A 15,264-nucleotide genomic window follows, 5' to 3' on the forward strand; every position below is an offset into this window, starting at 1 on the left:
ATTGGTAATGAAACTCAAATCTTTGGAAATTAGCGGCTTTAAATCGTTCGCTGATAAAACAAAAATTGAATTTATGCCGGGGATGACCGGGATTGTCGGACCAAATGGGTCGGGTAAATCAAACATCATTGAAGCCATTCGTTGGGTCATGGGGGAACAATCCGCCAAGGGCTTGCGTGGGGACAAGATGCAGGATGTCATCTTCGGTGGGACAAGCAAGCGTAGTCCACTCAACCGGGCGGAAGTTTCGATTGTCTTTGATAATAGTGATCACTATTTGAAGACGGATTGGAGTGAAATTCGCTTGACGCGCCGCCTATATCGTTCTGGTGAATCGAATTATCAGATTAACGGTCAAGACGTGCGCTTGCGTGATATTTTAGAATTGTTCATGGATTCTGGCCTGGGACGGGAAAGTTTTTCAATTATTTCCCAAGGCCGGGTGGAAGCCATTTTTAATTCTAAGCCTGAAGACCGGCGCGCAATTATTGAAGAAGTTGCCGGGGTGTTCAAATACAAAACGAATAAAGAACGGGCGGAACGTGAATTACGCCAAACGCAAGATAACTTAGATCGGGTGCAAGACATCATGGCTGAAATTGGTGGCCGGGTGGAACCATTAGCACAGCAATCGGCTTTGGCTCAAGATTATTTGGCTGAAAAAGCACAATACGACCGCTTGGAAAAATCGCGATTGGTAATTGAAATTGCCGATAATCGGGAAGCAAAGCAAGGTGTGGATGCGCGTGTCCGTATTTTAGAAAATGTCGTGAAGAAACACGAAACAGCAGTTGCGGGGCAAACAGAGCGATTGCAGACATTAAAACAAGAACGGACTGCGTTGGAATTAAAGCGCGATGAGTTACAGCAGAAGCTAGTGCAATACGCGCAAGCTAAGGAACGCTTGCAAGGTTTACAAAATGTGAATGCGGAACGTGACCAAAATCGGACGGCCACGGTTCAGGAAGTATCTAGTCAACTAGAAGCAGTTACGACTAACTTAACGGCGACGGTCGCAGAGTTAGCAACTAAGCAAACTGAACTGGCCGAACAAGCGCAAGCCGTTGAAAACGTGAACGCTGAAGTTGCTGAATTGACCGGTCAGACCGTTGCCGAACGGGTTGCCCAGTTACGTAAAACATTGCAACAAGAACAAAATAATTACGTTGAGTTGTTGCAACGGCAAGCATCACTGCATAATGAAAAGCAAAATTTGGAACGCAACGCGCAACAGTCATCTCAAGCCCAAGTTGGTTTGACGCAGCGTTTAGCCACGGCGCAAGCCCGCCTCGCTGAAAGTGCCACGGAATTAGCGGATTTGGAAGCACAGCTAGCAACCGCTAAGGAAACGCAAACGACGCGGACGAAAGAATTTGATACGGTTACAGCAGAGTATAAACAAGCTAAAACCGCTGAACAAAAAGTCCGTCAAGCTTGGTATGATGGGCTTGGTTTAACGAAGCAAGCGCAAGCACGGTTAGAATCGTTGCAAAACATGGGAAATGAGTATACCGGGTTCTATCAAGGTGTGCGGAACTTGATGAAGCATAAAGCTAATTTTCCGGGCATTGAAGGGGTTGTGGCTGAATTGATTTCAGTGCCAACCAATTACAATAAGGCAATTGAAACCGCATTAGGAGCCGCCCTCCAACAAGTAGTTGTGGATAACGAACAGACTGCTAAAAATGCCGTTAAGTTCTTAACCCAACAACGCTTAGGGCGGGTAACTTTCTTACCACGTAATGTCATCAAAGCCCGAAGCCTCGGAGATAACCAAGTCCAAGCAATTCAAGGATTAACCGGTTATGTCGGGGTTGCTAGTAGCTTAGTGAAGGTTGAGGCGAAATACAGCACAATTGTTGAAAGCTTGCTAGGAACTGTTGTGATTGCGGATAATTTAGACAATGCCACGGCGATTGCGCGTGTGGGCCAACATCGTTTCCGGATTGTGACACTTGATGGGCAAGTCATTAACCCCGGTGGTTCAATTACCGGTGGAGCTCAACGCAATGATCAAAATGGTTTGTTAAGTCAAAAAGCCGAGATTGAGAAATTGCAAACGGCCGTTAAAACCATGGAAGCTGAGTTGTTGACGCAAGAACAACAAGTCCGTGATTTGACGAATAAGTTAGAAACTTTAACTGAGGATGGTAGTCAATTACGTGAAGTCGTTGCTCAAGCGAACGAACACGTGCAAGTTTTGACAAGTCAGTGCAAGTTAGCCAGCACGAGTCATGAACAATTAGCCCGCCAAGTTCAAGCATTGCAATATGAACAAGGTCATGCCAATGATTCTGCTAGCGACTACGAAAAAGAAGTTGCCCAAAATGTTGCCGACACGCAACAAGTGGCACAAGACTTGTTAGCTAGCCAAGCAAAGAGCACCACGCTCGAAACCCAAATCGACGAGTTAAGTGAAAATCAATCAGCAATTGCTGAGCAGATTCAAACAAAACGGGAATGGTTAGCTGCTAAGCGTGCCACATATAATGCCTTAGCGAGTCAAGTTAATCAATTGAAGCAACAAGTTAGTCAATTAGAACGCCAAAAAGATACATTAGCGGAACGCTTGGAATTATTAACGGCGAACGTTGATGATTTATATACGGCTAGCCAAAATGCGCAAGCTGATTTGGTCAAGACGACCGCCGCATATGAAGCCGCCCAAATTCAAACGAGTGAAGTCCGCGAAAAGTTGCTTAAACTCAATACGGTTATTACTAGCCAAGAAGATGAGTCAACTAAACTAGCCACCTTACAACGCGAAAGCTTGCAAGAAATGAATGATTTGCGGGCCCAACAAGCACGTTTGGCGACATTACTTGACCAAGCGATGAACCAGTTGAATGAAAATTATGCACTCTCGTTAGTTGAAGCTCGTGCCGAAGTTGCCGATATGGATATGCCGGTTGAAGAAATTCGGGTGCAGTTGAAGCTCATCAAACGTGGGTTGGATGAAATCGGCGATGTTAACATCGGAGCGATTGAAGAATACCAAGAAGTTAAAACGCGTTTTGATTTCTTGACGAATCAACAAGCTGACTTAGTAGCTGCGCGAACCAATTTGTATGCGACGATGAATGAAATGGATGAGGAAGTGCAAAAGCGCTTTAAATTTACCTTTGATGAAATCGCGGCACAGTTCAGTATTGTCTTCACTAAAATGTTTGGTGGTGGGCAAGCTGAATTGACGCTGACGGATCCGGAACATCTTTTGACATCTGGGATTGATATTATGGCGCAGCCGCCTGGTAAAAAATTCCAGCAAATGTCATTGTTATCAGGTGGCGAAAAAGCATTGACGGCAATTACGCTGTTATTTTCAATTCTTGCTGTTCGTCCGGTACCATTTGCAATTTTGGATGAAACTGAAGCTGCTTTGGATGATGCGAATGTCACGCGTTTTGCGGAATATTTGCACACCTTCCAAGATGACACGCAGTTTATTGTCATTACCCACCGTAAAGGTACGATGGTCAATGCCGATGTCTTGTATGGAATTACGATGCAAGAATCGGGTGTTTCAAAAATGGTTTCAGTTAATTTAACTGATCTTGATTAATCAAGCTTAAGTGGTGGTAAGCGTCAAATAGCCGTATGTTAGAGCACTGCCTAATTGAGCTAAAAACTAATAGAAACGAGGAAGCTAAATATGGGATTATTTGATATTTTCAAAAAGAAACCAAAAGTTGCCCCAGTCGTTGTTGAAGTGCTTTACCCAGCCAATTGGGATGCAGCGACACAAAGTGTGATTGTTCCTAACGATATTGAAGCAACTAAAGATAGTGAATTTGTGCATTTAACACCGGATGCGGCAGGTGAAACATTTGCCGATGAAACTGAAGTTGTGGCTGACACGACGATGGAAAACTCTGATGGCGAAGGCGAACAAGCCTACGCGGGTACTGATGCCGATGACGTGCCAAGTGAACAATTTGCAGCGACGCTAGAAGAACCGCAAGCAGATGTGATTGAAAGCGGTGAAGCAGATACTACTGAAGTTGCAGTTGAAGATAATGCAGCTGAAACTGCACCAGTAGCGGCGGAAGAAGTTGTTGAAACGGCAACTCCAGAACCCGTTGTGGAGCAGGCAGAAGCTCAAACACCAGTTGTTGAAACGCCGGTGGAAGTGCCAGTTGTAGATGCACCAGTTCAAGAAGAACTAGTTGAAGAAGCAACGGCTGAACCTGTGGCTGAAGTGGTTACTGAAGCTGTCGTTGAAGAAGCGGGTGTTGAGGAAGCAAGTGCCGAACCAACTGAACAAGAACGTTACGATGTGGGGCTTGAAAAGACACGGAAGTCATTTGGGGAACGCTTGAATGCCTTCTTTGCAAAATTCCGTTCGGTGGATGAAGATTTCTTCGAAGATTTGGAAGACACTTTGATTCAAGCTGACGTGGGCTACGAAACTGCGATGCAAATTGCGGATGAGTTACGTAGTGAAGTTAAGTTGAAGAACGCTAAGAACAAGAATGATATTAAACAAGTTATCATTGATAAATTAATCTCAATCTACGATGCAGCGGGGAATGGGGAAGACATTTCGATGCACTTCGCCAAAGAAGGCCCAACTGTCATCATGTTTGTTGGGGTTAATGGGGTTGGTAAGACAACCACTATCGGTAAGATGGCCGCATTGTACAAGTCACAAGGCAAAAAAGTCTTGTTGGCCGCGGCTGATACTTTCCGGGCTGGTGCCACGCAACAACTCCAAGAATGGGGTCGCCGTGACGGGGTTGAAGTTGTCGCAGGGCCTGATCGTGCTGATCCTGCGTCAGTCGTCTTTGACGGTGTGCAAACGGCTATCCGGGGCAATTACGACGTCTTGTTCGTTGATACGGCGGGCCGGTTGCAAAACAATGTTAACTTAATGCAAGAATTGGAAAAAATGAAGCGGATTATTACGCGTGAAATTCCCGATGCACCGCACGAAGTTTTAATTGTTTTAGACGGGACCACGGGGCAAAATGCGCTCCAACAAGCCAAATTATTTAAAGATTCAACTGATGTTTCTGGGATTGTGTTAACGAAGCTTGATGGAACTGCCAAAGGTGGGATTGTCTTGGCAATTCGTAATGAAATGCACTTACCAGTTAAATGGGTTGGTTTGGGTGAACAAGCAGCAGATTTACGGCCATTTTCACCAGCTGACTTTGTCCAAGGATTATTCAAGGGCTTAGTTGACTAAACCGATTAGAGAGGAAACATGACCAGCGTGATTTGCATGTGCAAGGATACTGGTGGTCATGTTAGGGGTAACACATTTTGGAAATTGAAAAGAACAATCGCATCAATTCCTTGTTTGAGTTTTATCAACCATTACTTACCGTGAAGCAAAATGAGTACATGGATCTCTACTACGGTGATGATTATTCTTTGGGCGAAATCGCTGAAGAGTTTGAAGTTAGCCGGCAAGCAGTTTATGATAACTTAAGACGAACCGAAAAACTGCTTGAAGCATACGAAGGAAAATTACATTTGTTACGTGATTTTGAATTACGGAGTGCCGCGGCTGATGAATTAGATAAATACGTCCAAACTAATTATGGTGCTGACGAATATTTAATGACATTAGTTGAGCACTTTGAAAAATTAGAGTAATAAATGCGTTTTCCTGAGTGTTATTGATAACAATTAAGAGTATTAGCAAATTAAGAAAATAGAGTGAGGTAGCTACTATGGCCTTTGAAGGGCTTACAGAACGTTTACAAAACGCAATTTCTGGCTTACGCAAAAAAGGAAAGGTTACTGACGCTGATTTACGCGAAACCATGCGCGAAATCCGTTTGGCCTTATTGGAAGCCGATGTTAACTTTGATGTGGTGAAAGATTTCATCAAAACTGTCCGTGACCGCGCAACCGGGACTAAAGTGCTGGAAGGGTTAAACCCCGCCCAACAAATTGTCAAAATCGTTGACGAAGAATTAACGAAGATGATGGGTGAAGAAGCGGTTCCGCTGAATAAGAGCCCAAAAATTCCTACGATTATCATGATGTCAGGGCTGCAAGGGGCCGGTAAAACGACCACGGTTGGTAAGTTAGCCCTTAAGTTAAAGAACGAAGAAAAGGCGCGACCATTGTTGATTGCGGCCGATATCTATCGTCCAGCGGCCATTGACCAATTGCAAAAACTTGGTTCTGACATGGATATTCCCGTATTCTCATTGGGCACCGATGTTGATCCACGAGAAATCGTACGCCAAGGGTTGGCCCAAGCTGCTGAAAACCACAATGACTATGTCTTCATTGATACGGCTGGTCGTTTGCAAATCGATGAAGAGTTGATGAACGAATTAGCTGACATCAAGGATATCGCCAAGCCTGACGAAATCCTGTTGGTTATTGATGCCATGACTGGGCAAAATGCCGTCCAAACTGCTGAAGGTTTCGACCAACGCCTTGATGTGACTGGGGTTGTCTTAACTAAGCTTGACGGTGATACCCGTGGTGGGGCGGCGCTCTCAATTCGTGCCGTAACTGGTAAGCCAATCAAGTTTGTTGGTCAAGGTGAAAAGATGACCGACTTGGATGTCTTCTATCCAGATCGGATGTCATCACGTATTTTGGGCATGGGTGACATGTTGACCTTGATTGAAAAGGCGCAACGTGACTTCGACGAAAAATCAGCCGAAGAACAAATGCAAAAAATGAAGGAAAACACCTTCGATTTCAATGATTTCTTAGAACAATTGTCACAAGTCCAAAACATGGGACCAATGGAAGATATCTTGAAGATGATTCCTGGGATGGCGAACAATCCAGCTTTGAAGAACGTGCAAATGGATCCTAAGGACATGGATCACATTAAGGCAATTGTGTACTCAATGACGCCTGAAGAACGTGAAAACCCAGATATTTTGAATCCTAGCCGTCGTCGTCGTTTGGCTGCTGGGGCTGGTCGTCCAGTTGTGGAAGTTAACAAGATGATCAAGCAATTCAACGAAATGAAAAAAATGATGAACGGCATGATGAATGGTAAGATGTCACCACAAATGCAAGGCATGATGGATATGATGGGTGGTGCCGGTGGCGGCATGCCAGGAATGCCTTCAATGCCAGGCATGGGCGGCGGTGGTCTTGGTAGCAAGATTGGCGGCATGGCTGGTAATTTAGCCATGAAGCAAATGGCGCGGAAACTTAAAAAAGCCAAGAAACGTCGTAAGTAAAATAAGATATTAGCGATTAAGAGCGGGATGTTTATGTCTTAGCTCTTTTTTTGCGGGAACGGGTTTCTTTGCACCCGGCGGGTCGGCTGCAGAGGTTTTCTAAACAAACAATTAAGAATTTTTCTTAGAAAACAGTTGGAGTGGTAATTACGGCCATTTTCCACTAATATTGTAAGGAAGCATACTAAAGAGAGGAGGTGGCAGTCGGTGGAATTTCATATCAAGGGTCAAACATTTCGCCCCGATATCATACTAGGTGACAACACACTATTAGTGATTGCGGTTGGGCTATTTATCATTACGGCTGTCATCAGTTTAAAGCATCGCCATCCGCAGCTCCGGTGGCTCCGCATTGGAGTGTGGGCGATCTTCTACGCGTATTTTGTCATGGTGTTGTCGTTTACCGTCTTTCCGATTGGGATTTTCACCCATAGTGGTCAGACGTTTGCGCAAGTCGGCTATGGGCACGTACCATATTGGGAAGTCCATCCATTCCGGATTTTAAAGTATGTGACAACTAATGAAGTTGCAGCCTATAATATTATCGGTAACTCAGTCATGCTGGTGCCGTTAGTTTCGATGTTTGCGTTGCTCTTCAAACGTTTTGTTAAATTACCCTGGATGTTAGGGCTGGCGTTGTTGGCGTCGCTCCTAGTTGAAAGCACACAATTTGTGCTGACGTATTTCTATATGAATGCGCGCACGTTTGATTTGATGGATATTACCTCAAATACATTGGGCGGTTTTATCCTTGGAGCAGGGTTATATCATGTAATTCGGTGGATTTTTCCCAAAACAGTCCAAAAATTACAAAAATAATGAATTTTTTTCAGTCTGTAAAGTAAAAAGGCTTTACAGGTGATTAGTTGTTTGGTATATTATTAAGCGTAGATAAAACACATCGGAGGAAATTATATTATGGCAGTTAAGATTCGCCTTAAGCGTATGGGTTCTAAGAAGCGCCCATTCTATCGTGTCGTTGTTGCAGATTCACGTTCACCACGTGATGGTCGTTTCATCGAAACTGTGGGTACTTACAACCCACTTGTTGAACCAGCTGAAGTTAAGTTGGAAGAAGAAAGCATCATGAACTGGTTGAACAACGGTGCGCAACCTTCAGATACTGTTAAGAACATCCTTTCTAAAGCAGGTATCATGAAGAAGTACCACGAAGCAAAGTTCACTAAGTAATAACAAATTGCTCCTAAACCTTGGTATAACAGGGTTTAGGAGTTTTTTTGTGTCTGAAAATACGAGGAATGCCGGTGATTATTTGTGTAAAATAATCCGATATATGAAAAAGATTCAACCAATTGAGAAAAACATCTGATTGCATCTCTTTGTAGTTAACGCTAACGTATTTTAAATTCGTCAATACTAATTTTGTAAAGCGTAGATAACTTTACAATGGTTCCAAACGAAGGTTGTGAAATGTCTTGTTCCCATTTTGAAATTGATTGTTGTGAAATATTCAATTCCATACTTAATTCTTCTTGAGTAAAACCGTGTTCATAGCGGAGTCTACGTAAAATTTCTCCCATGATGATTCTCCTTTTGGTTTTTTTTATATGAAGATAATATCACAAGATTATATCGATAAGTTGAATATAACTCATTTACAACTTATTGGTGTAGAAAGTATAATTGAATTAGCGGATACTTAAAATTGTTAATTATTTAGATATTTATACATTGAGGGGAAACGCTATGAACAAAATTATCAAATCAACAGCTATTGTATTTACTAGTCTGACACTTGGTTTATCAGTAGTTCCAGTAATTCAACCTAGTCTTGAAGTCAGCGCTAATGCTGGCAGTACAAAGGCACCAACGAGTATTGAAGGCTACAAAAAGTTAGGATATAAAAATATCAAATGGGGGGCAATTTCAAAAGGATATAATTATAAAAAAGGGGCGGATAAGGGCTATCGTGCAGCACTGATAGCGGCTCTAGTTGATATTCCAAAGGCAATTCCTGGATGGGCAAAAGCCGTAGCATCAATCGCCGCAATAATGATTGCGCATGATTCGAAGGCTAATTATTTGTATGTACATGTGACTGAGCAGAATTTAAATTCCAAAACAAGTTACGGAGCAGCACAAATTCTCGCATATCGTCGGCGAATTACTATTTATAAAGATGCCGCACATAAGCATCAAATAGGTAAAGAATACACTAAAACATTTTGGACATTTGTAAATTATTGAGTGGGGGAAAAATGAATATTAACTACACAAAGGCGTTTAATTACTTTTCAGTATTAACGGGCTTATTAGTGTTAATGTATGCGAAATACCGTAATGGACTTATGTTTATTATTGTCGTTCTTGCGGTAATTATCCAATTAGTTCTGTTGCTTTTGAAGTATAAGTATGAGAAATGACCAGAAATTTATGCTTAATTTTCAGGTGCTATTTGAAAGTTTTTAAAATTGTTAACGTAATTAATAGCACACTTGCTTTGTCATCATATTGGCTTAGTGAGTTTACATTTGTTCGGTATTAGATCAAATAATAATTAACTTATAATCCCAGTCTGAACACGACTTGGGATTTTCTTTTGATTTTACGTAGTTTTTTGTAACTAGTCGGCAAGTGCCGACCTGATTATAAAGTAAGTGCCGACTTACTCAGAAATTTGACGATTCATGAATGTGGCAACTGCCGCTTTACTCGTTATCGCTGACGAATTAAGTTTCAGTACATCAGGGTTGCAGATTGCCTTTTGTGCCACTTCTGTTTTAATTTTCTTCAAACTTTATTGTTAAAATGGACTCATGAAGCAAAATGTTCAACGAACTGTCTTTTTGATAAAATAGGAGAAAAGTAAAATGTTTGAAAAAAATAATAAGTCAATTGTAGCGATGGAAATGGAATACATGGGGATTGCGGTAGGTAATGTTGTCTTTTTTACCACAAAATACGACGGAAAACGAAACCGCGCAACTGGGATTGTAAAAGCAATTAGTGGCAATGTGGTAACGGTTAGCAAGTTGCCGTCACGAATGGAAGTGACAACTGAGTACACCAACTCGGTCACGCCGTGGGGGATGTATGGTTGGCCGGTAGAGAAATACAATGAATGGGCAAAAGGAAATTCATTTCTCACTGACGACGAAGATTGGTATGTAACAGAAGCGGATATGGTGGATATTCCATCGTCGAAGTAATATCGGTTGATCAAATCATGCACACAAAATACACATGCTAGCTGCAAATATTATTGATAGTCGTTACCTTTTTCTTGGCGGAGAGAGGTAACGGCTATTTGTTTGTGTTTTACAGAAAAATAACAAATTACCAAACACGACAAAAAATATCTTGCAAGCGCTTACAAAGAGCGGTATGATAAATACAAGAGGTTAGTAAAACGTTTTACAAAGAGAACGAGGTGCTTTGGGGGAATTGAATATTGTAGTAGTGCTAAGAATGGAAATAAAAAACAACTAAATTTATTGGAGGAACATTAAATTGAAAAAAGGATCAGTAATAAATTCAGATATTTCACGCGTGATTGCGCAGATGGGGCACTTTGATACATTAGCTATTGGGGATGCTGGGATGCCAGTTCCGGTGGGCACGGAAAAGATTGATTTGGCGGTTTCTAAGGGGTTGCCATCATTTATCGCAGTACTTAAAAATGTCTTAACTGAATTGGAAGTGCAAAAAGTTTACTTAGCAAACGAGATAAAAACTGAGAATCCTGAAGTATTAGCGCAGACATTGGCTTTGCTTGATGGCATTGAAGTGGCTTACATCCCCCATGAAGATATGAAACGGAATTTGCAACCGGCGCACGCATTTATTCGGACGGGTGAAATGACGCCGTACGCTAACATTATTTTAGAAAGTGGCGTGACCTTTTAGCAAAATGGCATCCTGAGTTTTAATGGGTTAGCTTAAATTTAGTGAAATAATGGAGGGTAAAAGTAATGCAAATTGAAATGAAAAACATTTCGAAGTCGTTTGGGACGAATCATGTCCTCCAAGGAGTTGATTTTAAACTTGGTGAAGCACGCATCCATGCGTTGATGGGTGAAAATGGTGCGGGTAAGTCGACTTTGATGAATATTCTAACGGGGCTGTTATCGCATGATGGGGGCACGATTGAGGTTGATGGGCAAACGGTTCAGTACAGCAACGCAAAAGATGCTGAAGAACATGGAATTAGCTTTATTCACCAAGAAATGAATAATTATAGTGAAATGACCGTCGTGGAAAACATGTTTATCAACCGTGAAATTAAAGGACGGTTTGGCGTGCTTGATATGCGAGCAATGCGTAAACAAGCGACGCATTATCTGGATATGTTGGGCGCTGACATTGATGTGGATCAACCAATTGGTACCTTAAGCGTTGGTCGGCAACAATTAATTGAAATTGCCAAATCATTGATGGCTGATGCAAAAGTTATCATTATGGATGAACCAACGGCGGCGTTGACAGCAACCGAAATTGAATTATTATTCAAAACGGTTCGTGATTTACGTGATAAAGGGGTCGGATTCATTTATATTTCGCACCGGATGGAAGAAATTATGGCCTTGTGTGATGATATTACAATTATGCGTGATGGGATTTCTGTCTCACACTATGAAATTAAAGATACGACCATTGACCAAATCGTCCGTGACATGGTTGGCCGCGAAATTGGTGATTTTTATCCCGAACGTAAGCCTGATTTTGGCGATGTTTACTTTGAAGCTGACCAATTGACCAGTAGTGCTTTTGAAAATGTCAGTTTTAAAGTTCGGTCTGGTGAAATTATGGCCTTTGCGGGCTTAATGGGAGCTGGGCGTACTGAAATTATGCGCGCAATCTTTGGTATTGATAAGCTCGACAGTGGCACGATAAAAGTTCGCGGGAAGAAAGTTGAAAATCGGACACCGCATGAAGCCATTCAACATGGAATTGGCTTTGTGACCGAGAACCGGAAAGACGAAGGGTTAATTCTTGAAGCGACCCTGCAAGACAATATTGATTTGCCAAGTATTGATGGGTTTGTAAAGCACGGCTTAATTGATCAAAAGGCGGATTTATTGTTTGTGGAGACGTTGATGAAACGCCTGACGGTCAAGGCGACGAGTTCACAAGATTTAGCGTCAAGTCTCTCAGGTGGGAACCAACAAAAAGTTGTGTTAGCCAAATGGGTCGGAGCTGGTTCACAGGTCTTAATTCTTGATGAACCAACGCGTGGTGTCGATGTTGGGGCCAAGCGGGAAATTTATGATTTGATGAATGAATTAACCGACCGAGGTGTTGCCATCATCATGATTTCAAGTGATTTACCAGAAGTAATCGGCATGAGTGACAATATCACGGTGATTTATGAGGGTCACGTGACTGGACAATTGGCCACTAAGGATGCGGATCAAGAAAAAATTATGACACTTGCTACAGGAGGGGAAATAGTATGAATGATGTAACAGCTAAAAAGAAATTTAATATCGGTGAATTCCTAGGTAAATTGGGGCCAGTCCTCGCATTGGTCTTCCTAGTCTTAATTGTGACAGTCATGAATCCCAGTTTTCTAGAATTTAATAATATTTTGAACTTATTACGGCAAGTTTCGATTAACGCGTTAATTGCCTTTGGGATGACGTTTGTGATTTTGACTGCCGGGATTGACCTGTCAGTTGGTTCAATTTTGGCCTTTACGGGGGCGATAACTGCGCAGATGATTGTTGGTGGGATGCCACCGGCCATTGCGTTATTGATTGGTGTTTTACTCGGTGGTGTTTTGGGGGCAATTAATGGCCTTATTATTACCGTTGGTGGTGCGGCGCCATTTATTGCTACATTAGCAACGATGACCATTTTCCGTGGGGCAACTTACGTGTTCACTAATGGTAATCCAATTACTGGCTCAGCCATGACGAACAGTTTTTTCTTTCAAGTAATCGGGCGTGGTTATTTCTTGGGAATTCCTTTCCCAATTGTGATTATGATTGTGGCCTTCGCGCTGTTGTACCTGTTACTACACAAAATGTCATTTGGGCGTAAAACGTATGCTTTGGGTGGTAATGAAAAAGCCGCGTTTGTTTCCGGTATTAAAACGAAAAAAGTGACAATCTTAATTTACACGATTTCAGGAATTATGGCTGCCGTAGCGGGAACGATTTTAACATCCCGTTTAAATTCAGCACAACCAGATGCTGGTATGTCATATGAAATGGATGCAATTGCTGCGGTTGTGTTAGGTGGTACTTCCTTAGCCGGTGGTAAAGGTCGAATTTTTGGAACGTTGATAGGGGCATTGATTATTGGAACTTTGAATAATGGGATGAACTTATTGGGAATTTCAAGTTTCTACCAACAAATTGTCAAAGGGATTGTGATTATTATTGCAGTCTTAATTGATCGTCGTAAATCAAAATAGGGGGCGTTAACATGAAAAATAAACTAGTAAAAATATTTGGTCTGATGACAGTTGGCTTATCGCTCATGGTCCTCTTAGGTGGCTGTGCCATCGTGACCTTGGAAAATCCGTACCAAAAAGCCGATAAGGTTGCTAAAAAAAGTCCTAAAGATATTAAAGTCGGGGTTTCACTCTCGACTTTGAGTAATCCATTCTTTATCGCGATTAAAGACGGTATCCTTAACGTGGCCAAAGAAAACGGTTCAACCGTACAAGTTTTCGATGCCCAAAACGATACTGCTAAACAAAATAACGATGTGGAAGACATGATTCAAAAGAAAGTTGATGTCTTAATTATTAATCCAGTTGATTCATCAGCAATTTCACCCGAAGTTAAAGCGGCCAATGATGCGGGAATTCCAGTAATTACCGTTGACCGGTCGTCTGATGCTGGGAAGGTCTTGGCACTTGTGGCTTCAGACTCACGTGAAGGTGGCCAGATGGCAGCGGACTTTATGATTAAGCAACTTGGTAAGAATGCCAAAATTGCTGAATTACAAGGGACGCCAGGTGCATCAGCGACCCGCGAACGTGGTGCAGGATTTGATGATGCCGTGAAGGGTAAATTGAAGATTGTTGCCAAACAAACAGCTAATTTTGATCGTGCTAAGGGTTTGACTACTTCTGAAAATATCATTCAAGGACACGCTGATATTAAAGGGATGTTCTCACAAAACGATGAGATGGCCTTAGGAGCAGTGCAAGGATTGAAGGGACATGAAGATGTTATGATTGTCGGCTTTGATGGTTCCGAAGATGGTATTAAGGCAGTTAAAAACGGTCAAATGGCGGCAACAGTTGCGCAACAACCTGATAAAATGGGTGAATTAGCAATTCAAGCGGCTTACGATTACTTTGCTGACAAGTCAGTACCAAAAGACATTAAGTCACCATTGGAGCTCGTGGTGAACAAGCAATATAAATAATTAATGCGAGTTCACTTGCAGTAACGTGAACTGTGAAATCCCAAGTCATTTTGAAACTGGCTTGGGATTTTTTTGACTCTAGTTCGTCTGACGTGGAATTTATAAAATGTGATGAGATATATATCCAAATTCCACGTTAGAAAAATTGTAGCCATTTTTTGCATAGGCAGGTTTATTTCGGCCTAAATTAGGTGATAACTGACCATATTTTCAGGGAAACTGGTACAATAGGAACTTGTGTAGAATTACTGAAATGAAAGAGGAAGACGATGAATTTGGGATTGCCAGATGAAAATGAATTAGCACAACGGCGGGCAGCGCAGCATAACGGTACGGCCAAAAAATCAACGCGCAAAGAAAAATTTACGGCCGTCACGCTGATTGTTTTTATCTTACTCGTGCTTTTATATAATTTTTTGAGTAAATAATTAGCTGCCACAGTGAGTATTTGCCCGCATTTACTGGTAAAATATAATTATGAATGAACAAGAAATGAAAAACTTAATAACAACGTTGATTGTACCTTTAGCTAGTAAGCCAGAGGTGATTGAAATCGAAATTAATGAAGGCGACCGTTTTGTTGAATTTACCGCATACGTTGATCGGAGTGACCTTGGGCGTTTAATCGGGGTCGGTGGCGTGACCGTGACGGCAATTCGGAACCTCGTGTACAGTGCGCGTTTTGAAGGCGCAAAGCGGGTCCGTTTATCAATTGAACCACGGCATGCTTAGGCAACGTGGAAAATAAGACTAG

The 15,264-nt window shown here is 42.0% G+C and carries 15 protein-coding genes; 14 read left to right on the forward strand and 1 reads right to left on the reverse strand.

Annotated elements, in window-relative coordinates:
* Positions 1–7: 7 nt before the first annotated feature.
* The 6 genes from smc (at position 8) to rpsP (ending at position 8,357) form a co-directional block, all read left to right on the forward strand.
* Entirely contained in the window at positions 8–3,562 is a 3,555-nt protein-coding gene (smc, locus tag EQG49_RS11510; RefSeq protein WP_133364110.1) for a chromosome segregation protein SMC, read from the forward strand.
* Between the two features lie 90 nt (positions 3,563–3,652).
* Positions 3,653–5,188: a signal recognition particle-docking protein FtsY gene (gene ftsY, locus EQG49_RS11515; protein WP_133364111.1), complete on the forward strand. Its 1,536-nt coding sequence runs from the start codon at positions 3,653–3,655 to the stop codon at positions 5,186–5,188.
* A gap of 77 nt (positions 5,189–5,265) precedes the next feature.
* The gene (locus tag EQG49_RS11520) at positions 5,266–5,601 is read left to right on the forward strand and encodes a putative DNA-binding protein (protein WP_133364112.1); all 336 of its coding nucleotides are present in this window, start codon (positions 5,266–5,268) and stop codon (positions 5,599–5,601) included.
* Positions 5,602–5,678: 77 nt separating this feature from the next.
* Positions 5,679–7,166 carry a signal recognition particle protein gene (gene ffh / locus EQG49_RS11525; protein ID WP_133364113.1) on the forward strand — a complete coding sequence of 496 codons (1,488 nt, stop codon included), beginning with the start codon at positions 5,679–5,681 and terminating at the stop codon, positions 7,164–7,166.
* Positions 7,167–7,373: 207 nt separating this feature from the next.
* Positions 7,374–7,985, forward strand: coding sequence for a VanZ family protein (locus EQG49_RS11530; protein ID WP_133364114.1), 612 nt, complete (start codon positions 7,374–7,376; stop codon positions 7,983–7,985).
* Between the two features lie 99 nt (positions 7,986–8,084).
* A complete protein-coding gene (gene rpsP / locus EQG49_RS11535; protein WP_133364115.1) occupies positions 8,085–8,357 on the forward strand; it encodes a 30S ribosomal protein S16 in 273 nt (90 codons plus the stop codon).
* Positions 8,358–8,518: 161 nt separating this feature from the next.
* On the opposite strand, the gene EQG49_RS11540 is transcribed toward rpsP, so the two are convergent.
* Positions 8,519–8,707 carry a helix-turn-helix domain-containing protein gene (locus EQG49_RS11540; protein WP_243115711.1) on the reverse strand — a complete coding sequence of 63 codons (189 nt, stop codon included), beginning with the start codon at positions 8,705–8,707 and terminating at the stop codon, positions 8,519–8,521.
* A 166-nt stretch (positions 8,708–8,873) separates the two neighbouring features.
* Here EQG49_RS11540 and EQG49_RS11545 point away from each other — a divergent pair, with 166 nt between their 5' ends.
* From EQG49_RS11545 to EQG49_RS11575, 8 genes are all read left to right on the forward strand, one after another.
* Entirely contained in the window at positions 8,874–9,374 is a 501-nt protein-coding gene (locus tag EQG49_RS11545) for a hypothetical protein (RefSeq protein ID WP_133364117.1), read from the forward strand.
* 623 nt (positions 9,375–9,997) lie between these two features.
* Entirely contained in the window at positions 9,998–10,336 is a 339-nt protein-coding gene (locus EQG49_RS11550) for a hypothetical protein (RefSeq protein WP_133364118.1), read from the forward strand.
* A 301-nt stretch (positions 10,337–10,637) separates the two neighbouring features.
* Positions 10,638–11,033, forward strand: coding sequence for a D-ribose pyranase (rbsD, locus tag EQG49_RS11555; RefSeq protein ID WP_133364119.1), 396 nt, complete (start codon positions 10,638–10,640; stop codon positions 11,031–11,033).
* 65 nt (positions 11,034–11,098) lie between these two features.
* A complete protein-coding gene (locus EQG49_RS11560) occupies positions 11,099–12,583 on the forward strand; it encodes a sugar ABC transporter ATP-binding protein (protein ID WP_133364120.1) in 1,485 nt (494 codons plus the stop codon).
* Positions 12,580–13,545: an ABC transporter permease subunit gene (locus EQG49_RS11565; RefSeq protein WP_133364121.1), complete on the forward strand. Its 966-nt coding sequence runs from the start codon at positions 12,580–12,582 to the stop codon at positions 13,543–13,545. The genes EQG49_RS11560 and EQG49_RS11565 overlap by 4 nt, the downstream gene beginning before the upstream one ends.
* 65 nt (positions 13,546–13,610) lie before the next feature.
* Positions 13,611–14,510 (forward strand): D-ribose ABC transporter substrate-binding protein, encoded by a 900-nt coding sequence (locus EQG49_RS11570; RefSeq protein ID WP_243115789.1) that lies wholly within the window; start codon positions 13,611–13,613, stop codon positions 14,508–14,510.
* 269 nt (positions 14,511–14,779) lie between these two features.
* Positions 14,780–14,938 carry a hypothetical protein gene (locus EQG49_RS13775; RefSeq protein WP_165964886.1) on the forward strand — a complete coding sequence of 53 codons (159 nt, stop codon included), beginning with the start codon at positions 14,780–14,782 and terminating at the stop codon, positions 14,936–14,938.
* Positions 14,939–14,987: 49 nt separating this feature from the next.
* Entirely contained in the window at positions 14,988–15,242 is a 255-nt protein-coding gene (locus EQG49_RS11575; protein WP_133364123.1) for a KH domain-containing protein, read from the forward strand.
* Positions 15,243–15,264: the final 22 nt, after the last annotated feature.

This window comes from Periweissella cryptocerci, assembly GCF_004358325.1.
Lineage (GTDB): Bacteria > Bacillota > Bacilli > Lactobacillales > Lactobacillaceae > Periweissella > Periweissella cryptocerci.